This window comes from Streptococcus sanguinis SK1 = NCTC 7863 (assembly GCF_000194945.1).
GTDB classification, from domain to species: Bacteria; Bacillota; Bacilli; order Lactobacillales; family Streptococcaceae; genus Streptococcus; species Streptococcus sanguinis.
In genome coordinates this window covers 889,461-912,791 of record NZ_GL878507.1, presented here as the reverse complement: position 1 = coordinate 912,791, position 23,331 = coordinate 889,461, and the positions used below count along the sequence as shown (strand labels likewise).

The following is a 23,331-nucleotide window of genomic DNA, read 5'->3' as shown; positions in this document are numbered from 1 at the left end:
TTAGGCAAACTGTTTAATTTATGTTATAATTAAACGATATGTGAAAAGAGGTATTTATGGACATTTCAGAAATTCGTCAAAAGATTGACGCAAATCGTGAAAAATTAGCTTCTTTCAGGGGGTCTCTTTGACTTAGAAGGTCTGGAAGAAGAAATTGCCATCTTAGAAAATAAGATGACAGAACCCGACTTTTGGGATGACAACATTGCAGCCCAGAAGACTTCTCAAGAGCTAAATGAACTCAAGCAAACCTATGAAAATTTCCATCAAATGACCGAGCTTTTTGATGAATCGGAAATCTTGCTTGATTTTCTGGCTGAAGATGAGTCGGTTCAGGGTGAGTTGGAAGAAAAGCTGGCTGAACTCGAGAAAATGATGACCAGCTATGAAATGACCCTGCTCCTATCTGAGCCTTATGATAATAACAATGCCATCCTTGAAATTCACCCGGGCTCTGGTGGTACAGAGGCCCAGGATTGGGGAGATATGCTGCTGCGTATGTATACACGCTTTGGCAATGCCAAGGGCTTCAAAGTTGAGGTCTTGGACTATCAAGCTGGAGATGAAGCAGGCATTAAGTCGGTTACACTTTCATTTGAAGGACCGCACGCTTATGGTCTGCTCAAGTCAGAAATGGGAGTCCACCGTTTGGTCCGGATTTCGCCATTCGACTCAGCTAAACGTCGTCATACTTCCTTTACCTCAGTAGAGGTCATGCCGGAGTTGGATGACACCATTGAGGTGGAAATTCGCGATGACGATATTAAGATGGACACTTTCCGTTCGGGAGGAGCCGGCGGACAGAACGTCAATAAAGTTTCTACTGGTGTGCGACTGACCCATATTCCGACAGGAATTGTGGTGCAGTCTACCGTTGACCGGACTCAGTATGGAAACCGCGATCGGGCGATGAAGATGCTACAGGCTAAGCTTTATCAGCTAGAGCAAGAGAAACAAGCAGCCGAAGTCGACTCACTCAAGGGAGATAAGAAGGAGATTTCCTGGGGCAGCCAAATCCGCTCCTATGTCTTTACGCCTTATACTATGGTCAAAGACCATCGGACCAGTTACGAAGTAGCACAGGTGGACAAGGTGATGGATGGAGATTTGGATGGTTTCATCGACGCTTATTTGAAATGGCGTTTGAACTAGGAAATGTAAGAGATTAGAATTAGATTGAAAGGAAATTTCAATAGATGTCAATAATTGAAATGAAAGATGTTGTCAAGAAGTATGGCAACGGGACCACTGCCTTACGTAGTGTGTCTATTAACGTAGAACCTGGGGAGTTTGCCTATATTGTAGGCCCTTCGGGAGCAGGAAAGTCAACCTTTATTCGTTTGCTTTACAGGGAGATAAAGCTGGATAAGGGAAGTCTGAAAGTAGCTGATTTTGACTTAGCTAAGATTAAGAAGCGTGATGTTCCAATGCTGCGTCGTCAGGTTGGAGTTGTCTTCCAGGACTATAAACTTCTTCCTAAAAAGACGGTGTATGAGAATATTGCCTACGCTATGGAAGTTATCGGTGAGCGCCGCCGCAATATTAAAAAGCGGGTTATGGAAGTGCTGGATCTGGTTGGTCTTAAGCACAAGGTTCGCTCATTCCCTAATGAGCTTTCCGGTGGTGAGCAGCAGCGGATTGCCATTGCGCGTGCTATTGCTAACAACCCTAAAGTCCTGATTGCGGATGAGCCGACAGGAAACTTGGACCCAGATAATTCATGGGAGATTATGAACCTGCTGGAGCGGATTAACCTTCAGGGAACAACTGTCCTGATGGCAACCCACAACAGCCAGATTGTAAATACTCTGCGTCACCGCGTTATTGCTATTGAAAATGGCCGTGTGGTACGTGATGAAGCGGAAGGAGAATACGGATACGATGATTAGAAGATTTTTTCGTCATTTGATTGAGTCGCTTAAGAGTCTTACGCGGAATGGTTGGATGACTGTAGCGGCTGTCAGCTCGGTTATGATTACCCTGAGCTTAGTAGCTGTTTTTGCTTCAGTAATTTTAAATACAGCCAAGCTGGCAAATGATATTTCCAATAATGTCCGCGTCATGGTATACATGCGTAAGGATGTTTTCGATAATAGCGAAACGATTGTAAAAGAAGGCCAAACAGTTCAGAATGAGGACTACCACAAGGTCTACGATGCTCTGACTTCTATGAAAAATGTAGAGAAGGTTACTTTTTCTAGCAAGCAAGAGCAGTATAATAAGCTAACAGAGACCATGGGTAGTGAGTGGGATGTTTTTGATGAAGAAAATAATCCTCTTTACGATGCTTATATTGTTGAGACCAAGGCACCTAAGTATGTAGAATCTGTTACAAAAGATGCTCGTAAGATTGATGGTGTATCAGAGGTTCAAAATGGGGGTACCAATACCAAAAATCTCTTTGCGTTTTCTAATTTCATCCAAACATGGGGATTGATTGGGACAGCGCTTCTGATTCTCATTGCTATCCTTCTCATTTCCAATACTATCCGGATTACCATTATTTCCCGAAGTCGCGAGATTCAAATCATGCGCTTGGTTGGTGCTAAGAATAGCTATATCCGCGGACCATTCCTGTTTGAAGGAGCATGGATTGGCTTGCTAGGAGCGACAGTTCCGTCACTTGTAGTGTATTTGACATATGGTATAGCCTACCAGACTATGAATAAGAGCTTGGTAGGTCAAGGACTTTCTATGATTGATCCAAAACTCTTTAGTCCGATTATGATAGCAGCACTCTTTGTGTTGGGAATTCTTATCGGATCATTGGGATCTATCATCTCTATGAGACGTTTCTTGAAGATTTAATAAATCGTAAAAAAACAGAGTTTGAAGAATTTCAAACTCTATTTTTGTTATAGATAATTGCTTTAATGGCTACTGAGCTAAAAATGGATTAAAGATTTTTTCATGTGAAATAGTGGTATCATGACCATGACCGGGATAAACAGCGTAGTCTTTAGGCAATACCAGAAGTTTCTGGCGAATGGACGTCAGCAATTGTTCCATGTTTCCAGTCGGCAGATCCGTTCGTCCAATGCTTTCCCGAAAGAGGGAATCACCTGTCAAAACAAGGCGGTCTTCTGGAAAGACTAGAGAGACACCTCCGATGGAGTGGCCAGGTGTTGAAAGCACATAGAAGTGAAAGCATCCAAGATCATAGTCTGTTTCGTAGGAGAAAAACTCTTCTGCTGGTCGACAGATAATATCATCCAGATCAGCATGGCGCGCCAGACCAGATAGGTTATCTGTCGGTGTGTAGAGCCAGCTGCTTTCACTCTCAGCCACATAGACAGGTGGGGCAGCATAGTGCTCCCGGACCTTTTCTAAACTCATAATATGGTCATAATGGGTATGGGTCAAGAGAATAGCAATCACAGGCTTGGTGAGTTCTTCCAGCTTGCGTTCAATCTTTTTCCAGTCACTGCCAGGATCGACGACTAGGAGACCCTGATTATTTTCTAAGATATAGGTATTTTCAAAAGCAACAAGGTTGATAATTTTATGAATCTTCATCTGATTTCCTCGGAAAATGTATTCTGCTATTGAGTGTAACAGAAAAGCGGATTTTTTGCACAGAATTGCTTCATAGGCTATGGCTAAAAATTTTCAGATGTCTCTGAATGGCTTTTATGATATAATCATAGCAGTATGACACAAAATGATTATAAGTATGCCGTTGTGGACTTGGAGGCTACAGGAACGGGCAGCAATGCAAAGATTATCCAGATTGGCATTGTTCTGATTGAGAATGGAATTATTACCAAGACTTATGAAACAGATGTCAATCCTCATGAGGAACTGGATGAGCATATCAAAGAGCTGACAGGTTTGGATGATGAACGGCTTGGCCGAGCACCGGAGTTTTCTCAGGTAGCAGCTGAGGTATATGAGTTGATTCAGGATGCGATTTTTGTCGCTCATAATGTCAAGTTTGACGCTAATCTACTAGCAGAGGCCCTTTTCTGGGAAGGTTTTGACTTGCTGACACCGCGTGTGGACACGGTAGAGTTGGCTCAGGTCTTCTACCCGACTTTTGATAAATACTCCTTGGGCAATCTCTGTAATTTACTGGATATTTCTTTGGAAAACGCCCATACTGCTCTGGCAGATGCTCAAGCAACGGCTCAGCTATTTTTAAAAATACAAGACAAAATCAAGAGCCTGCCCAAGGCCTTGGTTGAGAAAATGCTAACTTTGGCGGACAGTATTATCTATGAGTCGCGCTTGGCTATCGAGGAAGTTTATCAGACGATGCCGGATCAGCAAGATAAGGAACTGCAATCCTGCCATGGTATTTTCCTGCGACTTCCCCAAAAGCTGACTTCGGAAAAGAAGCTGTCGCAGGATTTCCTCACCAATCTATACCTGCTGGGCTTAGAAGAGCGGCCAGAACAGCTCAAGTTTGCTCGCTTTATGGAGGAAGCTCTAGACCAGCAGGAGCCTAGTTTTTTAGAAGCCCAGACAGGCTTAGGTAAGACCTTTGGCTACTTGCTGCCCATTCTATCTAGAGGCCGGGAAAAAGTACTAGTGACGGTTCCGACTAAGATTCTGCAGGACCAGCTGCTGCGAAAGGAAGGGCGATTGTTGGAGGAAGTATTTGGTATTTCCTTTCACAGTCTAAAGAGTCCGGAGAATTATATCAAGCTGGATCATTTCTATCAGACACTGGACAGGGAATATGACAACCGTTTGGTTAATCGCTGCAAGCTGCAACTCTTGGTTTGGCTGACAGAAACTAAAACAGGTGATTTGAACGAAATCGGGCAAGCTCATCGCTTCTCAAGCTACTTCAATGAAATCCGTCATGATGGCAAGCTAAGCAAACATTCTCTTTTTTATGAGGAAGATTTTTGGCGGTTGGGACAGGTCAAGTCAGCTACCAGTCGAGTCGTGATTACCAATCATGCTTATCTACTGACGCGTTTAGAGGATGACCAGTCTTTGCTGGACAATCGTGTTCTGGTAGTTGATGAAGCTCAGAAGATGTTTTTTGCCTTGGAAAGTTTCTCTCAAGCCAGTATAAATCTAACTAAAACGCTGCAGCAGATAAATCATCTCCTTCAGGAAGAAGGGGAGCTTCTGCAGCAGAGGCTCTTGCAAAGCATTCAGTTTGAGCTGGCTGATGCTGCGGAGAAGCATCGCAGGAAAGCATCTGAGCTAAGTCCGGAAAAGATTGCCCGACTGCTTCAGGATGTGTCCGAGTTAAAGACTAGCGCACTGCCTGAGCTGCAGCACTTGTTCAGTGGCAAATACCAGTATTATTGGTTGGTTGATGAAGTTTTGGCGGATCATCGCTTGATGACTCTGCATGCTGGTCGTTCAGAATTGCTGCATTTTACTGACTTCCTGCCTGAAAATGCTAAGGTTATCTTGGTTTCGTCTACTCTGGAAATTAGCTCTAAGGTTAATCTGGCGCAGTTGCTAGGCTTTGAATGTTATCACTTTTATAAGCTGAAAAGCAAGAAGAAGCCACTGCAGAAGCTCTTTTTAGATGAAAATTTTCCAGCAGTAGTGGATTTGTCAACTGAGGATTTTGCTCAAGAGATTGTTGCTTGCCTGCAGAAAGTGGCAGAACTTGGTCTGCCTATCGTCGTCCTCTTCACCTCTAAAGATTTGCTTTTGGCTGTTTCGGACTTGCTGGCTCTGCCGCATTTGGCCCAATATAAAAATGGCGATGCCGGCAATATCAAACGCCGTTTTGATAGAGGAGAGGCAGGTATCCTTTTGGGCTCTGGCAGCTTCTGGGAGGGGGCGGATTTTGCTGAGCAAGATCAGATTATTCAGCTGATCACGCGGATTCCATTTGACAATCCCAAGGATTTCTTCGTGCAGAAGATTAACAGCCGCTTGAAAGCGGAAGGTAAGAATGCCTTTTATGATTATCAACTGCCTCTTGCCATCTTACGGCTTAAGCAGGCTATTGGCCGGACCCGGCGCAATGAACATCAGAAGTCAGCTGTTATTCTTTTGGACAATCGCATTTCTAGTAAACGCTATGGCAAGCAGATTCAGCATCATCTATCACAATTGGCTTCTTTAGATATTCTGCCAGAGGCAGCCATTATGCAGGAATTACAAGAATTTTTTGACTGAAACTATCTGAAATCAGCTGATTTTTATTGGCTGATTTTTTAGGTTCATTCAGATTTTTGGGACAAAATTTGTTATAATGAGAGGCATAGGAAAGAAGGGGTGTTCGTGAAAAAATATTTACCAGGAATTCTGTTATCCTTTGGCATAGCGACTGTTTCTATCTTTTTAGGCGGCTTGCTTCCCTTGATAGGCTCTAGTGTTTTGGCTATTGTCTTGGGGATTGTTTTGAACAACAGCATTAAGCTGCCGTCTGTTTTTCAGGAAGGACTCAGCTATTCGGGGAAGAAATTGTTGCAGTATTCCATCATCTTTTTGGGATTTGCCATGTCCATTGGTCAGGTTTCTGAGACGGGGATTTCTTCTCTTCGTATCAGTCTTATTACGATTCTGATAGCCTTTCTGGCGGCCTATCTGGCCGGGCGTTTCTTTAAGATGAACCGCGTTTTGACTATTTTAATTGGTTTTGGAACAGCCATCTGCGGCGGTTCTGCCATTGCGGCCGCATCACCAATCTTGGAAGCTGATGAAGAGGAAATCGCTCTGTCTATCTCCACTATTTTCTTTTTCAATATTTTAGCAGTATTCATCTTCCCTTTTTTAGGGCATTTGTTACAGATGTCGGACGCCTTTTTCGGGACTTGGGCTGGAACAGCCATCAATGATACTTCGTCAGTAGTGGCGGCAGGCTATACATATAGCCAGTCAGCTGGCGACTTGGCGACCATTGTCAAGCTGAGTCGGGCTCTGATGATTGTACCGGCCTGCTTGCTCTTCGCAGCTTATCGCTATATCAAGTCTAAGCAGTCAGCACAAAAGACAAACTTGAAACAGATTTTTCCTTGGTTTATAGCTTGGTTTGTCTTAGCTTCACTTATCAGCAGTCTTGGGTTTCTGCCGGCTGCTGTCATCCCCTATACAAAATTCATTTCTCAGTGGCTGATGGCTATGGCCTTGGCAGCTATTGGTGCCAAGGTTTCCTTTAAGCAGTTTAAGCAAGCAGGAGCAGCGCCTTTGCTGACTGGTGCCTTCGCTTGGTTTTGCGTCGCTGTTTCTAGCTTGATTATCCAGTATTTTTTCTAAAAAGGAGGGACTATGCCCTATCAAAGACGGACGTTTGAGTCTCGGATTGATTATAGTTTAATTTTGCCTGTTTTGATGCTGCTCTCAATCGGTGTTGTAGCTATTTACATTGCTGTTAGTCATGATTATCCTGACAATGCCTGGCCCATGGTTGGTCAGCAGATTGCCTGGATTGCGGTGGGCTTCCTGCTCAGCTTTATCCTCATGTTTTTTAACACCAAGTTTCTCTGGAAAATTACGCCTTATCTCTATGTTTTTGGTCTAGGCCTCATGGTCTTGCCTCTGATTTTTTACAGTGAATCGCTGGTAGCCTCCACTGGTGCCAAAAACTGGATTGCTATTCGTGGTGTGACCCTCTTTCAGCCCTCGGAGTTTATGAAGATTTCATATATTCTCATGCTGTCGCGGCTGGTGGTTCATTTTCTCCAGCAGCACAAGCAGGATGAGCGAACCTTGGCTTTAGACTTTTTTCTGATCCTGAAGCTTGGGCTCTACACAGTGCCTGTTCTGGTTCTGTTAACCCTTCAGAGTGATTTGGGGACGGCTCTGGTTTTTGTTGCTATATACGGCGGCATCGTTCTACTGTCAGGTGTTTCTTGGAAGATTATTCTGCCGGTCTTTCTGACGGGAGTCCTGCTGTTGGGAGGATTTCTCTTTATCTTTATTTCCGATGGCGGCCGTGCCTTTCTGCATAATCTAGGCATGCCAACCTACCAAATCAATCGGATTTTGGCTTGGCTTCATCCCTTTGACTACGCTCAGACGACCACCTTCCAGCAAGCACAGGGACAAATCGCTGTCGGAAGCGGTGGTCTGACTGGTCAAGGCTTTAATGTCTCTAATCTCTTGGTGCCTGTTCGGGAAAGTGATATGATTTTCACTGTCATTGCAGAAGATTTTGGTTTCTTAGGATCAACCTTGGTTATCATGCTCTATTTACTGCTGATTTATCGCATGCTCAAGATTACGATTAAATCCAACAATCAGTTTTATACCTATATCTCAACCGGCTTTATCATGATGCTGCTCTTCCATATCTTTGAAAATATTGGAGCGGTGACAGGAATTCTGCCTCTGACAGGGATTCCGCTGCCCTTTATCTCACAGGGGGGCTCTTCCATTATTAGTAATCTTATCGGTGTTGGTCTCCTACTATCCGTCTCCTATCAGAACAGCCTGACGGATGAAAAGAAGGAGCGAATTCCAGCTGTCCGTAAAAAAGTCGTACTGAAGAAATTAAAATAAAAAAGCAAGTTTTTGACTCACAAATCAGATGTGTTTTTTGTGATTGGCTCATATCAGAAAGGATATTTTCATGAAAAAAGCAGCTTTACTCTTAGCTCCCGGCTTTGAAGAAATCGAGGCCTTGACGGTTGTGGATGTCTTGCGCCGTGCAGGTCTTGTCTGTGATATGATTGGTTTTGATGAATCAGTGACTGGCTCTCACGCCATCACTGTTCAAGCGGATCAGGTCTGGAAGGGGCGACTGGATGACTACGATATGGTCATTTTGCCAGGTGGGATGCCAGGATCGGCCAATCTTCGTGATGATGACCGCCTGATGCAGCTTTTGCAGGAATTTCAGCAGGCGGACAAATTCATCGCTGCCATCTGTGCTGCTCCCATTGCTCTTGATCGCGCAGGTATCTTGACTGGTAAGTATTTCACTTGCTATGATGGTGCTCGAGACAATATTGAAAATGGAACTTACCGTAAAGAAACAGTTCTTGTTGATGGGAAGTTGATTACTAGTCGTGGTCCATCAACTGCCTTGGCTTTTGCCTATGAGCTGGTTCGTCAGCTGGGCGGAGACGCTGACCAGTTGGCTGATGCCATGCTTTATACAGATGTATTTGGAAACTAAAAATAGGCTGGGACTCAAACTATGTCCCAGCTTTTTTGAACCCTTATGCACCTTTGTCGTCCTCTATTTGGTAGGGGGTTAGAGCTGTTGAGAAGAACGAAACCATCATCCTTTTTAAATTTTGGATTTTTTGAGATATTTTGTTTAGAAAAAGGGCTGAAAAAGTCGGAAAAGTGCTGGATTCGGGCAAATATTAGCCCCTTTTTCATGAAAATTATGGTATAATGAAAGGTATGAATTATCAAGATTACATCTGGGATTTAGGTGGAACACTCTTGGATAATTATGAAACTTCGACAGCAGCTTTTGTTCAAACCTTGAAAGAGTTTGGTCTGCAAGCTGGTCACGACGAAGTTTATAAGGCCCTCAAGGTGTCTACGGACTATGCAGTCCAGCAGTTTGCTCCCCAAGAAAAAGACTTTTTAAAGTTTTATAAGGCCAATGAAGCAGAAGAGTTGACTCATCCTGTCTTATTTGACGGAGCGGCAGACTTGCTTAGGCAGATTGTGGCCAAGGGTGGTCGGAACTTTCTGGTCTCCCACCGGGACAACCAAGTGTTGGAAATCTTGGAGAAAACGGCCATTGCATCAGCATTTACAGAAGTGGTGACATCGGCGAATGGCTTTCCAAGGAAACCCTCACCAGACTCCATGCTCTATCTAAAAGACAAGTATCAGATTTCCTCTGGCTTGGTCATTGGTGACCGTCCACTGGATATTGAAGCAGGGCAGGCAGCTGGCTTTGATACCTATCTCTTTGATAATATGCAGCATCTTGAAGAATTTATAGATATTGATTAGAAAAGGAACACTATGACAGAAGAAAAGCAGCAAGATATACAGGCCCAGGAATATGATGCCAGTCAGATTCAGGTCTTAGAAGGCTTAGAAGCCGTTCGTATGCGTCCAGGAATGTATATCGGTTCGACCTCCAAGGAAGGTCTTCACCATTTAGTATGGGAAATTGTTGATAACTCAATTGATGAGGCGCTGGCTGGTTTTGCCAGTCACATTCAAGTCTTTATCGAAAAAGACAATTCCATCACGGTAGTAGATAACGGTCGGGGAATTCCTGTTGATATTCAGGAGAAAACTGGCCGCCCAGCCGTGGAAACCGTCTTTACCGTCCTCCATGCCGGAGGAAAATTCGGTGGTGGCGGATACAAGGTATCAGGAGGTCTGCATGGTGTGGGCTCTTCCGTTGTAAATGCCCTGTCCACTCAACTGGATGTCCGCGTTTATAAAAACGGCCAGATTCATTACCAAGAATACCGTCGCGGTCATGTAGTCGCGGACCTAGAAATCATCGGTGAGACAGACCGTACTGGTACGACAGTTCACTTTACACCGGATCCAGAGATTTTCACTGAAACAGTAGAATTTGACTTTGAAAAGCTCAATAAGCGGGTACAAGAACTGGCCTTCCTCAATCGTGGTCTCAGAATTTCCATCACTGATAAGCGAGATGGAATGGAGCAGGTCAAGGATTACCACTATGAGGGTGGGATTGCCAGCTATGTCCAATACATCAATGAAAACAAGGATGTAATCTTTGAAACGCCGATTTATACTGACGGCGAAATGGACGACATTACGGTTGAAGTAGCTATGCAGTATACGACTGGCTACCATGAAACAGTCATGAGCTTTGCTAATAACATCCACACCCACGAGGGTGGAACGCACGAGCAAGGTTTCCGGACTGCCCTGACTCGGGTTATCAATGACTATGCCAAGAAAAACAAGCTTCTCAAAGAAAACGAGGACAATCTGACTGGGGAAGATGTTCGTGAGGGACTGACAGCGGTCATCTCTGTCAAGCACCCCAATCCTCAGTTTGAAGGTCAGACCAAGACCAAGCTGGGCAATAGCGAAGTGGTCAAGATTACCAATCGCCTCTTTAGTGAAGCTTTCTCAGATTTTCTTTTGGAAAATCCTGCTGTGGCTCGAAAAATCGTTGAAAAAGGAATTTTGGCTTCTAAGGCCAGAATTGCTGCCAAGCGAGCTCGGGAAGTAACCCGCAAGAAGTCTGGTTTGGAAATCTCCAATCTGCCAGGTAAATTGGCTGACTGTTCGTCCAACGACCCACAGGAAACTGAACTTTTCATCGTGGAGGGGGATTCAGCGGGTGGTTCAGCTAAGTCCGGTCGTAACCGTGAATTTCAGGCCATTCTGCCAATTCGTGGTAAGATTCTCAATGTTGAAAAAGCCAGCATGGACAAGATATTGGCCAATGAAGAAATCCGCAGTCTCTTTACTGCTATGGGAACTGGTTTCGGTGCTGACTTTGATGTCAGCAAGGCCCGCTACCAAAAATTAGTCATCATGACCGATGCCGATGTAGACGGTGCTCACATTCGGACCCTGCTCTTGACTTTGATTTACCGCTATATGAAGCCGGTTCTGGAAGCTGGATTTGTCTATATCGCTCAGCCGCCAATCTATGGTGTTAAGGTCGGAAGTGAAGTCAAAGAATACATCCAGCCAGGTGCCAACCAAGAAGAAGAGCTTCAAGCTGCTTTGGCTCGCTACAGTGAAGGTCGCTCCAAGCCAACCATTCAGCGCTATAAAGGGCTCGGAGAGATGGATGACCATCAGCTGTGGGAGACAACTATGAATCCTGAACATCGCTTGATGGCACGGGTTTCAGTGGATGATGCAGCGGAAGCTGACAAGATTTTTGACATGCTGATGGGGGATCGCGTTGAACCTCGTCGTGAATTTATCGAAGAAAATGCTGTATACAGTACGCTCGACGTCTAAAAAAATCAGAAAAATCAACCATTATGGGCAAAAATATGATATAATCATTATGTTTGCTTTATAGTAACAATGTGAAGGAGTTCTATATGTCTATTGGACTAGTTATTCTCGTTGCTGTGGTAGCTCTGCTTTTGGTTGTCGGCTATGGTACTGCAGTTCTGATGAGAAAGAGAAATGAAGCTTTACTTCAAAATTTGGAGGAGAGAAAAGAAGCACTCTATAATCTCCCTGTAAATGATGAAGTTGAAGAAGTAAAAAATATGCATTTGATTGGACAGAGTCAGGTAGCCTTCCGTGAATGGAATCAAAAATGGGTAGACTTGTCCTTAAATTCATTTGCTGATATCGAAAATAATCTATTTGAAGCAGAAGGTTACAATAATTCTTTCCGTTTCATAAAAGCCAAGCATGCCATCGGCAATATTGAGAGTCAGATTGATTTGATTGACGAAGATATCAAGATGATTCGTGCTGCCTTGGAAGATCTTAAAGAGCAAGAGTCTAAGAACAGTGGCCGAGTGCTCCATGCCTTGGATTTGTTTGAAAAACTGCAAACTCAGGTGGCTGAGAATGCTGACTCGTATGGGCAAGCCCTAGCTGAGATTGAGAAACAGCTGGAAAATATCCAGTCAGAATTTTCTCAGTTTGTGACTCTTAATTCTTCGGGTGACCCGGTTGAAGCAGCTGAAATCTTGGACAAGGCAGAGGATCATATTCTTGCTCTGACGCATATCGTTGAGAAAGTTCCTGCCATTGTCGAAGAGTTGACTGTGAATCTGCCAGATCAGTTGGAAGACTTAGAATCTGGTCACCGTAAGCTCTTGGAATCTGGTTATCACTTTATTGAAACAGATATAGAGTCTCGCTTCCAGCAGCTCCATGCAAGTCTCAAACGCAACGAAGCTAATATTTCAGCCCTAGAGCTGGATAATGCTGAGTATGAAAATGAGCAGGCGCAAGAAGAGATTAACGCTCTCTATGAAATTTTTACCCGAGAAATAGAAGCCCACAAAGTAGTGGAGAAGCTGATTAAGAACTTGCCTAGCTATCTGGCTCATACAAAGGAAAACAACCAGCAACTCCAAAAAGAGATAGAACGTTTGTCTCAAACTTTCCTTCTCTCTGATACGGAAACTTCTCATGTCAAGGAGTTGCAGGCTGAGCTTTCAGCCCAGGAAGATGTGGTACTTAGCGCGGTAGAAGATTCTTCTGAAACCAAGCAAGCTTATTCTGTGGTTCAGGAAGAGTTGGAAGCTATCCAAGAGCGTTTGAAAGAAATCGAAGATGAGCAGATTTCTCTTGGTGAAGCACTGGCAGAGATTGAAAAAGATGATGCCAATGCTCGCCAGAAGGTCAATATCTATGCTAACAAATTGCATACCATTAAGAGATATATGGAAAAACGCAATTTGCCAGGTATTCCAGACGCTTTCTTAGAAATTTTCTTTTCAACCAGCAATAATATTGAAGAGTTGGTGAAGGAATTGGAAGCTACACGAGTCAATATCGAATCAGTTAACCGTTGGCTGGAAATTCTAGGAAATGATATGGAGCAATTGGAAGAAGAAACCTATCGTATCGTCCAAGATGCTACCTTGACTGAGCAGCTGCTGCAGTATTCAAACCGCTATCGTTCCTTTGATGATAACGTACAAGCAGCTTTCAACAAGTCCTTGTATGTCTTTGAACATGACTACGACTACGCTCAATCCTTGGAAATCATTTCAAAAGCTTTGGATCTTGTCGAGCCAGGCGTGACAGAGCGTTTTGTGACATCCTACGAAAAAACACGCGAGAATATTCGTTTTTAAAAGAAGTTCCTTCGGGAACTTTTTTTCTTTTACAAAGAGAACGCTAGAGAACAGTTAGTAACAAGGATTCTGAGACTTCAATTTTTCCCAGCTTGTTTTGAAATAGAATTTCCTGTATAATACAAAAAAATAGAAAGAATGAGGTCGGACAATGAAAACAGTCAAAGGTTTGTTAGTCATGGATGTAGACAGCACCTTAATCATGGAAGAAGGGATTGACCTGCTAGGAGAGGAAGCGGGTGTAGGAGCTCAGGTTGCGGCTATTACCGAGCGTGCCATGCGAGGAGAGTTGGACTTTGAAGCTGCCTTACGTGAGCGGGTCGCCCTTTTAAAAGGTCTGCCAGAGGATATTTTTGCTCGAATTGCTGAAAGGATCCACTTCACGCCAGGAGCCGAGGACTTGGTCAAGGAGCTGCATAAACGTGGTTATAAAGTAGGCTTGGTGTCAGGTGGTTTTCATGAGACGGTGGACAGACTGGCTGAGCAGCTTGGAATTGACTATGTCAAGGCAAATCGTTTGGAAATTCAACAGGGGTTTTTGACAGGACAAGTCTTAGGAGAGATTGTCACTAAGGATACCAAGCTTGCCATGTTAAAAGCATGGGCAGCTGAAAATATGTTGGAATTAAATCAAACAATCGCTATGGGGGATGGTGCCAATGATCTGCCTATGATTCAGGCAGCAGGAATAGGAATTGCCTTTATGGCCAAGCCAATTGTGCGAGAGCAGGCTCCTTATCAGATTCAAGAATGTAATCTCTATCGGGTCATTGATCTTTTAGACAATAGAAAAGTATAGGAGAGAGGCATGCATATTCTAATTGCACCGGATTCATTCAAGGAAAGTTTGTCAGCTGCTCAGGTTGCTCAAGCTCTGCAGACAGGATTTTCTCAGGCCTTGCCAGATGCCAGCTTTGACTTGCTGCCGGTTGGTGACGGCGGCGAGGGGACAATGGCTGCGCTGACAGCAGCCTTGAGCTGGGCTGAATTTTACCACACCGTAACCGGACCCTTTGGCCAGCCAGTAAAAATGCCCTACGCCAGAAATGGTCAGCAAGCGCTTTTTGAAATGGCTGATTTGGTTGGACTCGGCTCTATTCCTCAGGAAAAACGAAATCCCTTGGCCATAGAAACCAAAGGATTGGGAGAATTGATTGTGCACCTGGCTGAAGACGGTGTCAGAAAGATTTTAGTTGGTGTTGGGGGTTCGGCTAGCAACGACGGTGGGATTGGACTAGCAGCGGGCCTGGGCTATGAATTTTTCGATGCGGATAACCATAGACTGCGCCCCATTGGCTCGTCTTTGGGAAAGGTCGCTCGAATATCAGCTGAGCAGGTTCCTGCTTTCTTGAAAGAAGTTGAGATTGAGATTTTGACGGATGTTGACAATCCTCTTTGTGGTGAGCGCGGTGCGACAACTGTTTTCGGAGGTCAGAAAGGTCTATCTCCCTTACTCTTTTCTCAAGTAGACCAAGCAATGGTTGCTTTCTATCAGTTGGTCGATCCTCAGGCGATTGATATGGATGGAGCTGGAGCCGGAGGCGGGATGGCAGCAGGACTGGTTGCTTTTGCTGGAGGAAAAATTGTTTCGGGTATTGAAACCTGTCTAGATTTACTGGATTTTGATGAAAGAGTCAAAAAAGCGGACTTGGTCGTAGTGGGCGAAGGACGGCTGGACCGTCAGTCTTTGGCGGGCAAGGCACCAGTCGGAGTCGCAAGACGAACACCAGAAGGCATCCCTGTACTGGCTATTTGCGGTAGTCTGGCAGATGATTTACCGGATTTCCCAGTTGAGAATATTCAGGCAGCTTTTCCGATTATTGCACAAGCAGATAGTTTAGATAAGATACTAGAGCAGGCGGAGCGAAATTTGATTCGAACAGCAAGAAATATTGGCAATGTACTAAAAATGAAAAAAAGCGGTTAGTCCGCTTTTTTTAGTAGGTATTCAATTTCTTTGACTATCATGCCCTTTTCAAAGAAGAAGATGTCACAAGACAGGTCACCCAAGTCATTTTCTAAAATGGTCACAATCCGATTCTGGTCAGGACTAAGTTGATAATAAGTGCAAGAAAATTGGACGGGGTTCTTATGGTAGACTTTTTGAATATTAGTCAAGTAGTCTGCTTTACCTTTGATGATTTCGATTGTGTCACCCTCTAATTCCCAGCTAACATGATCAGAAAGAAAGGTCTGATAGGTTTGCCAATCACGCTGGTTTTCAGCTTCAAAAAAGGCAAAAAGTTTTTCTAAATTTGTCATTTTATCCAAACCATTTTTTCCATAGGGAGCGCTTTTCTTTTACTGGTTTTTCTGCTGGCTGAAGGAGACTAGCAAACTGTTGGCTCATGTCCTTATCATCTACTTGGACAAGATGGTCGCTATGGACAATCAGGCCAAAAGGAGAAGACTGGTAATCGCTTGAGACGATAGTAGCCTCGCAGCCAAGTTCCTTGGAGGTTTTTAGATAAAAGATTTGATTGCTAGACTCGACTTCCGGAGAAATTTTAACAATTACAGGTTGGCAGTTTTTCATGATGCTACTGAGCATTTCCTTGAAATGACTGCGAATGAGGGTCTCGTTGGCTTGCTCAATAGAGCAGGAGGCTAGCACTCGCTCCTCAAAAGTCCCTAAAAATCTACGCTGTTCATCAGGATTGAGCTTGACTCCGCCCTGAGCTTTTTCCATGATTACTTTATTAATATCAGTCATAATAAAATTGTACCATAAAAGGAGAATTTCTAAAAGGTTGAATATTTGTTCTGATTTGCTGGAAAAGCTTTTATATAGTAAATTTGGAATCGTTTTCTTGTGCAAAAATTCTCAAATTTGCTTAGATTCTCTTTTTTTCCTTGAAAAAAAAGCGTTTTTGAGGTATCATAGACTAGTAAATAATTTTAAATAATAAGGAGAGTAAGAAATGTCAATTATTACTGATGTTTACGCTCGCGAAGTCCTAGACTCACGCGGTAACCCAACACTTGAAGTAGAAGTTTATACTGAATCAGGTGCTTTCGGACGTGGTATGGTTCCTTCAGGAGCTTCTACAGGTGAGCACGAAGCAGTTGAACTTCGTGATGGCGACAAATCTCGTTACGGTGGTCTTGGTACACAAAAAGCAGTTGATAATGTAAACAACGTTATCGCTGAAGCTATTATCGGTTACGATGTTCGTGACCAACAAGCCATCGACCGTGCAATGATCGCTTTGGACGGTACTCCTAACAAAGGTAAATTGGGTGCGAACGCAATCCTTGGTGTGTCTATTGCTGTAGCTCGTGCTGCTGCTGACTACCTTGAAGTGCCACTTTACAGCTACCTTGGCGGATTCAACACTAAAGTTCTTCCAACTCCAATGATGAACATCATCAACGGTGGATCTCACTCTGATGCTCCAATCGCATTCCAAGAGTTCATGATTTTGCCAGTTGGTGCTCCAACATTCAAAGAAGCTCTTCGTTACGGTGCTGAAATCTTCCACGCTCTTAAGAAAATCCTTAAATCTCGTGGTTTGGAAACTGCCGTTGGTGATGAAGGTGGATTCGCTCCTCGCTTTGAAGGAACTGAAGATGGTGTAGAAACTATCATCGCTGCAATCGAAGCTGCTGGTTATGTTCCAGGTAAAGACGTATTTATCGGATTTGACTGTGCATCATCAGAATTCTACGATAAAGAACGTAAAGTATACGACTACACTAAATTTGAAGGTGAAGGCGCTGCTGTTCGTACATCTGCAGAACAAATCGACTACCTTGAAGAGTTGGTTAACAAATACCCAATCATCACTATCGAAGATGGTATGGATGAAAATGACTGGGATGGTTGGAAAGCTCTTACTGAACGTCTTGGTAAGAAAGTACAACTTGTTGGTGACGACTTCTTCGTAACAAACACTGACTACCTTGCACGTGGTATCAAAGAAGGTGCTGCTAACTCAATCCTTATCAAAGTTAACCAAATCGGTACTCTTACTGAAACTTTTGAAGCGATTGAAATGGCTAAAGAAGCTGGTTACACTGCAGTTGTATCACACCGTTCTGGTGAAACTGAAGATTCAACAATCGCTGACATCGCAGTTGCAACTAACGCAGGTCAAATCAAGACTGGTTCACTTTCACGTACAGACCGTATTGCTAAATACAACCAATTGCTTCGTATCGAAGATCAACTTGGTGAAGTTGCTCAATACAAAGGTCTTCAAGCTTTCTATAACTTGAAAAAATAATCTAACAACCTTTAAGAGGAGCTAGGACTTAGTCCTAGCTTTTTTGATGTGTAAAGATATAACAATGGATATTTTTTGATTTAGGAACCACCCTAGTTGATGAGAGGGTGATTTATCATCTTTTCCGAGAATATTGCTTAGAAGTAGTGTGTAGGGCTGGTCATGCTCTTTCCCTTGAAAAAATTGAGGACAAGATGACAGTTTTTCTTTCGGAAAATATAATCAAGAGATCCCTGCGTTTCCTTGTGACTACATGCTTGAAAAAGTGAGCGATTTACTGAAGATTTTATAGCTTTCTTGTATCAAAATCAGTCTTTTATGGTATACTAGCAAAGTGGAAGGAGGAGTACAATGGAAGAATTATTAAATCAGGTCTTACTATCACAGGATAGTGAAGTTTTCAATCAGATATTTGATGATTACTATCCCATTGATATTGCTCTTTCTTTGGAGGCTTTGGAGGATGAGGAAGGGAATCTCCTCAAAACCTTTACGGAAATGGCTAGTGATGATCAATTAGTAGAGATTTTAAAAGAAGCCGAGCCAGAGTTGCAACGAAAGATTATCCAATCGATTTCTTTCAAACGTACCAGCACTCTTTTTCATCTTATGCCAGATGATGATGTGGTAGATATTTTGGGGTACTTGAGTGTGGACTTGCGTAAGCAATACTTAAGTATGATGAAAAATACCAGTCAAGAGAATTTGAAAGCTATGTTGGCTTACGATCCTCAGACAGCTGGTGGTCTGATGACGACAGAATTCATTACCTTAAATGAAAATCTGACCGTCTCAGCAACTCTCAATAAATTGAGGGAGATTTCGCCCAATACGGAAGTTATTGATACCTTATTTATTAGAAATGTGCATCATTCGCTAGTTGGCTGGATTGATATCCGTGATTTGTTTATTCATGATGCGGAGATGAAACTCAGTGAATTTATGAATACTCAGATAGTGAGTGTAACGCCAGAGGTTGACCAAGAGGAAGTGGCACAGCTTTCTGCCAAATATAATTTATCTGTCGTACCGGTCGTCAATCATCGGCAGGTATTGTTAGGAATCATCACTATTGACGATATCGTCGATGTTTTGCAAGAAGAGTATCAAGAAGATATCTTGCGGATGGGTGGTGTCCAAGAAAGTGAAGAAATTGGAGGACCTTTCAAAGAATCACTCAAGAAACGCTTACCTTGGTTGATGATTAACCTAGTAACAGCCTTTCTAGCTTCTGCGACAGTAGCACTTTTTGATGATACGATTTCAAAAGTTGTAGCATTAGCAGCGATTAGTCCTATTATTACGGGAATGGGAGGAAATTCTGCCTCTCAGACACTTGCTTTGGTTATCCAGGGAATTGCCTTGGGGAAACTGGATCTGAAAGAAGATCGGAATTTAGTATTCAAAGAAATCGTGCTAGCTTTGGTTAATGGTTTCTTTACTGGCTTGATTGCAGCGATTGTCATGTTTGTCTTCTATCAAAATTTCTATCTGTCTGTTATTGTGGTATTGGCTATGATGATCAATCTAGCATGTGGTGCTCTATTTGGTTACTTTGTACCGTTGATTATCAAGACCCTGCATCAGGATCCGGCTCTAGCCTCAACCATTTTCATTACCACGGCAACAGATGTGTTAGGTTATCTAGCTTTTCTAGGCTTAGCACAAATTTTCTTACCATTGATTGTATAAAAAATGATACACAAAAAACGCTTGAAAAATCAAGCGTTTTTTGTTTTCTTAGTTGTCGAACAAACCTTTAACTTTATCAATAGCACCGCTGGCCATTTCATTTCCAGCTACTAATTTTTTAGCTTGTTCTAGGTATTCACCGAGTTTGTCTTTGTTTTCTTCGATAAACTTTTTGGCGCCATCAAAGTCTTTCTTTTCAATCATTTCTTTTACTTGGTTAAATAAATCTACTGGATTCATAGTTGTTACTCCTTAGTAATTTTTTATATTATTTAATCAAATTTCTAATAGAAAGACAAGAATTCTGCTTATTTAAAGGTCACACAAACAGCTTCGGGAACGTAGAAATCGTGGGAGATTTCTGTTAATTTTCCACTCTCCGCATCGCGTTTGAAGATAGTTGCATTATCAGAGTCTTGATGGACAGCAATGATATGGTTTTGGTCTGGTGTGATGTTGAAATCCCGCGGATTTTGGCCATTGGTAGGTGCAATCTGGATTAACTCCAAGCTGCCATCAGCTAAGATTTTGTAAACGGCAAGAGAGTCATGGCCGCGGTTGGAACCGTAGAGAAACTTGCCATCAGCAGACAGACGGATAGCAGCTGTTCCATTAGCTCCTTCAAAGTCCTCTGGTAAGGTGGAGACAGTTTGCAGGTGTTCAAAATGGCCGACTCCATCGTAAATTAGGACTTCAATAGTAGAATTAAGCTCACAAATCAAATAGGCGATTTTGTAATGATGGTGGAAAACGATATGGCGGGCACCAGCTCCAGCGGCACACTTGTAGGTATCCAGAGGAGCGATCTTTCCATCTTCAGCAACATCATAGGTGGTTACTTCGTCAGTTCCCAAGTCGCAGGTGATCAGGTATTGATCTGGTGTAAGATCAGCGTAGTGGACATGAGCAGAGGCCTGATTGGCGTGTGGTCCTTGACCTTGATGGCTAGCTGAGTCAGCCAGTTCCAGTTTGCCATCAGCTAGGCGTCTGTAGACCAAGACTTGTCCTTTATGATAATTGGCACCGTAAACCAAGTCGCGTTCTTCGTCAACTGACACATAGCAGAGCGGAGCTCCTTCTTCAACGACATGGTTGAGGAGCTGGCCTGACTTGTCAAAGGCTGCAATTCCTCCCTGTTCGTCCTTTGCTCCGACAGAATAGAGATGTCCAGCCTTATCAAAGGCTAGGTAGGTTGGACTGGGCTCTTCAGCAACCAAGGTCAAGTTTTCTAAAGTTCCTTTGTTAGAATTAAAATCTGCTTTGTAAATTCCTTTGGAATCTCTGCGAGTATAGGTTCCAAAGTAAACCGTTTGTGTCATGATATTACCTCGTATATATTTAGATTGCTTGCTACTATTATATCATAAAAGCAGATGATAGGGCTTAGAGCGTAGAATTTGCCCGATTTTCAAAAGAATAGTATTGGTTTAAAAAAAACAGATAAAAAACAGATAGCGGGTAGGAAGGGGATAGATGGCTTTGTTAGAATAGAATTGTTCAAAAAAACAATTACTGTCAGGAAGCAACAAACTTCCTGCTTGTCAAACAAAGGAGAAATCAAATGAACGTAAAAAAAATTGCTATGCTAGTTGCTCTTATCGGAATGTCAGGATTCTTTTTAGCCGCATGCGGAAATAAAGAAGCAGATAACTCAGAAATTAAGGACGGGAAACAAGTGGACTTCCAGAAGGATGCTGTTGATAAGAAGACCAAGACAGTCGATGGCAAAGAAGTGACTGAATACACGATGCCTGATGGGAACGTTATCCAAATCCCAGCAGATGGCGAGGAAATTCCAGAAGATGGATCAGGATCTAGCTCAGAAGCAGAATAAAGGTTAAAACATGTAGGTTGGAGGCAATATGTTTCGAAGAAAAAAAATGAATCGTAAGACCATTCTATTGGGCAGCACGGTCATTCTTGCTTGTGCTGGGCTGGGAGGCTATCTGTATTTTAGACAGATCAATCAACAACAGGCCATGAAAATGGCAGATAAGGCGATTGATTCTCTGACAGTCCAAGAAGCTGTCAATAACAGCAAAAAAACAAGCCTGGTTTTATCTGGGGAAGTAGTTGCCAACAATAGCAGTAAGGTCAAGATTGACCCGTCTAAAGGGGAAGTCAAGGAAGTATTTGTCAAAAATGGTGATACCGTTACACAAGGACAGCCGCTCTTTTCCTATGCGACAGAGCAGCAATTGACAGCCCAGTCGGCTCAATATGATGCCCAGTCCAAGGCTAATGGCATTACAGCAGCTCAAAACAGCGCTGCGATTAAATGGGAAACCTATAATCGTAAGTTGGCCAGTCTCAATGCTCTCAAAGACAAATACAATTCCAGTCAGGATGAGTCACTGCTAGAGCAGATTAAGTCTGCTGAAGACGAGCTGGCTCAGGCGCTGAGCGATGCCAAGACGGCAGATAATGAAGTAACGACAGCTCAGATTGAGGCTGAAAAGGCTCAGGTGACAGCTCAGACAGAATCAGATCGGATGAAGTATGATACTGTGACTGCCGATACAGCAGGAACAATTACCTCTATGAATGAAGATTTGCCCAATCAGTCCAAGGCCAAAAAGGAAGAAGAAAACTTTATCGAGATTATGGACAAGTCCAAAACTCTGGTCAAAGGTACTGTCAGTGAATTTGACCGTGAAAAGCTGAGTGTCGGTCAGAAAGTGGAAGTGGTGGATCGCAAGGATCCTAAGAAACGCTGGAGTGGTACGGTAACTCAGGTCGGCAGCCTGACAGCAGAAAATACTTCCAATAATAATGGTGGGAATAAGCAACAGGAAAATCCCAACCAAGGTAAGTATCCTTATACAGTTGAGCTGGATCAGGGTGGCGAAATGCCGCTAGTGGGCTCCCATTCCTATGTCAACATCGTGGAGAATGCTCCCGAGGCAGGAAAGGTAGTCGTCAATAAGGCTTATACTTTCAATAAAAATGGCAAGACCTATGTCTGGAAGGTAGAAGGCAAGACTCTGAAGTTGCAGGAAGTCAAGACCAAGAAAGTTTCTGACCGTTTAGTAGAGATTACAGAAGGTCTGACTATGCAGGATACCATTTCAACACCGAGAGCAGGGATGGAAGAAGGGATGGAGGTAGGACAGCATGTTAAAGCTTAAGGATATCCACAAATCTTATCAGCAGGGCAGTCAGGAATTTCCAATTTTAAAAGGAATTGATCTGCATGTGAAAGAGGGGGATTTTCTAGCTATCATGGGACCGTCTGGATCTGGTAAGTCCACTCTGATGAACATTATCGGCTGTCTGGATAAGGCAAGTTCTGGGACTTATCATATTGAAGGAACCGATGTGTCTGAACTGTCCGACAATCAGCTGTCCGATTTGCGTAATCAGAAGATTGGCTTTGTTTTTCAAAATTTTAACCTCATGCCCAAGCTGACGGCCTGCCAAAATGTGGAACTGCCTCTGACTTACATGAAAATTCCTAAAAAAGAGAGACGGGAGCGAGCTCTGGAAATGTTGCGATTGGTCGGGCTGGAAGAAAGAAGTGATTTCAAGCCTATGGAGCTGTCCGGTGGTCAGAAGCAGCGGGTAGCCATTGCGCGAGCCTTGGTAACCAATCCCAGCTTCATCCTTGGTGACGAACCAACGGGGGCCCTGGATACCAAGACCAGTGTGCAGATTATGGACCTTTTCAAGCAGTTTAATGATGAGGGCAAGACCATTGTCATCATTACCCATGAGCCGGAAGTAGCCCAACTCTGCAAGCAGACGGTTATCCTGCGGGACGGTAATATAGAGAGCAAAGCGATAGGATAGAAAGGAAGCTG

22 protein-coding genes are annotated in these 23,331 nt (G+C 43.3%); 17 read left to right on the top strand and 5 right to left on the bottom strand.

What is annotated here, in order from left to right:
• The first annotated feature begins 56 nt into the window (after nucleotides 1–56).
• The 3 genes from prfB to ftsX all read left to right on the top strand — a co-directional run bounded on the left by prfB (nucleotide 57) and on the right by ftsX (nucleotide 2,808).
• A protein-coding gene (gene prfB, locus HMPREF9378_RS06525) for a peptide chain release factor 2 (protein ID WP_097677707.1) occupies nucleotides 57–1,152 on the top strand; the annotation gives its coding sequence in 2 pieces (ribosomal slippage) (nucleotides 57–128 and nucleotides 130–1,152; 1,095 coding nt in all).
• A gap of 44 nt (nucleotides 1,153–1,196) precedes the next feature.
• Nucleotides 1,197–1,889 carry a cell division ATP-binding protein FtsE gene (gene ftsE, locus HMPREF9378_RS06530; protein ID WP_002895890.1) on the top strand — a complete coding sequence of 231 codons (693 nt, stop codon included), beginning with the start codon at nucleotides 1,197–1,199 and terminating at the stop codon, nucleotides 1,887–1,889.
• Entirely contained in the window at nucleotides 1,882–2,808 is a 927-nt protein-coding gene (ftsX, locus tag HMPREF9378_RS06535; protein ID WP_002900640.1) for a permease-like cell division protein FtsX, read from the top strand. Before ftsE ends, ftsX begins: the two co-directional genes overlap by 8 nt.
• Before the next feature lie 69 nt (nucleotides 2,809–2,877).
• On the opposite strand, the gene HMPREF9378_RS06540 is transcribed toward ftsX, so the two are convergent.
• The gene (locus HMPREF9378_RS06540) at nucleotides 2,878–3,516 is read right to left on the bottom strand and encodes an MBL fold metallo-hydrolase (protein WP_002900639.1); all 639 of its coding nucleotides are present in this window, start codon (nucleotides 3,514–3,516) and stop codon (nucleotides 2,878–2,880) included.
• A gap of 135 nt (nucleotides 3,517–3,651) precedes the next feature.
• On the opposite strand from HMPREF9378_RS06540, the gene HMPREF9378_RS06545 reads away from it, so the two are divergent.
• From HMPREF9378_RS06545 to HMPREF9378_RS06585, 9 genes are all read left to right on the top strand, one after another.
• On the top strand, nucleotides 3,652–6,096 hold the full coding sequence (locus tag HMPREF9378_RS06545; RefSeq protein WP_002900637.1) for a bifunctional DnaQ family exonuclease/ATP-dependent helicase: 2,445 nt from the start codon (nucleotides 3,652–3,654) through the stop codon (nucleotides 6,094–6,096).
• 99 nt (nucleotides 6,097–6,195) lie between these two features.
• Entirely contained in the window at nucleotides 6,196–7,176 is a 981-nt protein-coding gene (locus HMPREF9378_RS06550; protein ID WP_002900636.1) for a YeiH family protein, read from the top strand.
• 12 nt (nucleotides 7,177–7,188) lie between these two features.
• Nucleotides 7,189–8,421, top strand: a complete 1,233-nt coding sequence (locus HMPREF9378_RS06555; protein WP_002895877.1) for an FtsW/RodA/SpoVE family cell cycle protein — start codon at nucleotides 7,189–7,191, stop codon at nucleotides 8,419–8,421.
• A 70-nt stretch (nucleotides 8,422–8,491) separates the two neighbouring features.
• Nucleotides 8,492–9,040 (top strand): DJ-1 family glyoxalase III, encoded by a 549-nt coding sequence (locus HMPREF9378_RS06560; protein ID WP_002900635.1) that lies wholly within the window; start codon nucleotides 8,492–8,494, stop codon nucleotides 9,038–9,040.
• 233 nt (nucleotides 9,041–9,273) lie between these two features.
• Nucleotides 9,274–9,840: an HAD-IA family hydrolase gene (locus HMPREF9378_RS06565; RefSeq protein ID WP_032909617.1), complete on the top strand. Its 567-nt coding sequence runs from the start codon at nucleotides 9,274–9,276 to the stop codon at nucleotides 9,838–9,840.
• 12 nt (nucleotides 9,841–9,852) lie between these two features.
• Nucleotides 9,853–11,802, top strand: coding sequence for a DNA topoisomerase (ATP-hydrolyzing) subunit B (gene gyrB / locus HMPREF9378_RS06570; RefSeq protein ID WP_002895870.1), 1,950 nt, complete (start codon nucleotides 9,853–9,855; stop codon nucleotides 11,800–11,802).
• 86 nt (nucleotides 11,803–11,888) lie between these two features.
• The gene (gene ezrA / locus HMPREF9378_RS06575; protein ID WP_002900632.1) at nucleotides 11,889–13,613 is read left to right on the top strand and encodes a septation ring formation regulator EzrA; all 1,725 of its coding nucleotides are present in this window, start codon (nucleotides 11,889–11,891) and stop codon (nucleotides 13,611–13,613) included.
• Nucleotides 13,614–13,764: 151 nt separating this feature from the next.
• Entirely contained in the window at nucleotides 13,765–14,412 is a 648-nt protein-coding gene (serB, locus tag HMPREF9378_RS06580) for a phosphoserine phosphatase SerB (RefSeq protein ID WP_002900631.1), read from the top strand.
• 9 nt (nucleotides 14,413–14,421) lie between these two features.
• The gene (locus HMPREF9378_RS06585; RefSeq protein ID WP_002900630.1) at nucleotides 14,422–15,540 is read left to right on the top strand and encodes a glycerate kinase; all 1,119 of its coding nucleotides are present in this window, start codon (nucleotides 14,422–14,424) and stop codon (nucleotides 15,538–15,540) included.
• Here the strand turns inward: HMPREF9378_RS06585 and HMPREF9378_RS06590 are convergent.
• A complete protein-coding gene (locus tag HMPREF9378_RS06590) occupies nucleotides 15,537–15,875 on the bottom strand; it encodes a nuclear transport factor 2 family protein (RefSeq protein WP_002900628.1) in 339 nt (112 codons plus the stop codon). The two genes, HMPREF9378_RS06585 and HMPREF9378_RS06590, sit on opposite strands and share 4 nt — an antisense overlap.
• 1 nt (nucleotide 15,876) lies before the next feature.
• Nucleotides 15,877–16,326, bottom strand: coding sequence for a YueI family protein (locus HMPREF9378_RS06595; RefSeq protein ID WP_002900627.1), 450 nt, complete (start codon nucleotides 16,324–16,326; stop codon nucleotides 15,877–15,879).
• Between the two features lie 208 nt (nucleotides 16,327–16,534).
• Here HMPREF9378_RS06595 and eno point away from each other — a divergent pair, with 208 nt between their 5' ends.
• Together eno and mgtE are read left to right on the top strand one after the other, a co-directional pair.
• Entirely contained in the window at nucleotides 16,535–17,839 is a 1,305-nt protein-coding gene (eno, locus tag HMPREF9378_RS06600; RefSeq protein WP_002897814.1) for a surface-displayed alpha-enolase, read from the top strand.
• Between the two features lie 351 nt (nucleotides 17,840–18,190).
• The gene (mgtE, locus tag HMPREF9378_RS06605) at nucleotides 18,191–19,531 is read left to right on the top strand and encodes a magnesium transporter (protein WP_002900626.1); all 1,341 of its coding nucleotides are present in this window, start codon (nucleotides 18,191–18,193) and stop codon (nucleotides 19,529–19,531) included.
• Nucleotides 19,532–19,579: 48 nt separating this feature from the next.
• On the opposite strand, the gene HMPREF9378_RS06610 is transcribed toward mgtE, so the two are convergent.
• Both HMPREF9378_RS06610 and HMPREF9378_RS06615 read right to left on the bottom strand, forming a co-directional pair.
• Nucleotides 19,580–19,771, bottom strand: coding sequence for a hypothetical protein (locus HMPREF9378_RS06610; protein WP_002900625.1), 192 nt, complete (start codon nucleotides 19,769–19,771; stop codon nucleotides 19,580–19,582).
• 68 nt (nucleotides 19,772–19,839) lie between these two features.
• On the bottom strand, nucleotides 19,840–20,850 hold the full coding sequence (locus HMPREF9378_RS06615) for a lactonase family protein (RefSeq protein WP_002900624.1): 1,011 nt from the start codon (nucleotides 20,848–20,850) through the stop codon (nucleotides 19,840–19,842).
• Between the two features lie 242 nt (nucleotides 20,851–21,092).
• On the opposite strand from HMPREF9378_RS06615, the gene HMPREF9378_RS06625 reads away from it, so the two are divergent.
• The 3 genes from HMPREF9378_RS06625 to HMPREF9378_RS06635 are packed head-to-tail and all read left to right on the top strand — an operon-like array spanning nucleotide 21,093 to nucleotide 23,320.
• Nucleotides 21,093–21,365 (top strand): YgdI/YgdR family lipoprotein, encoded by a 273-nt coding sequence (locus HMPREF9378_RS06625; RefSeq protein WP_002895853.1) that lies wholly within the window; start codon nucleotides 21,093–21,095, stop codon nucleotides 21,363–21,365.
• Between the two features lie 28 nt (nucleotides 21,366–21,393).
• Nucleotides 21,394–22,659 (top strand): efflux RND transporter periplasmic adaptor subunit, encoded by a 1,266-nt coding sequence (locus tag HMPREF9378_RS06630; RefSeq protein WP_002900622.1) that lies wholly within the window; start codon nucleotides 21,394–21,396, stop codon nucleotides 22,657–22,659.
• Complete coding sequence (locus HMPREF9378_RS06635; RefSeq protein ID WP_002895848.1) at nucleotides 22,646–23,320, top strand: ABC transporter ATP-binding protein; 675 nt, start codon at nucleotides 22,646–22,648, stop codon at nucleotides 23,318–23,320. Before HMPREF9378_RS06630 ends, HMPREF9378_RS06635 begins: the two co-directional genes overlap by 14 nt.
• Nucleotides 23,321–23,331 lie beyond the last annotated feature (11 nt).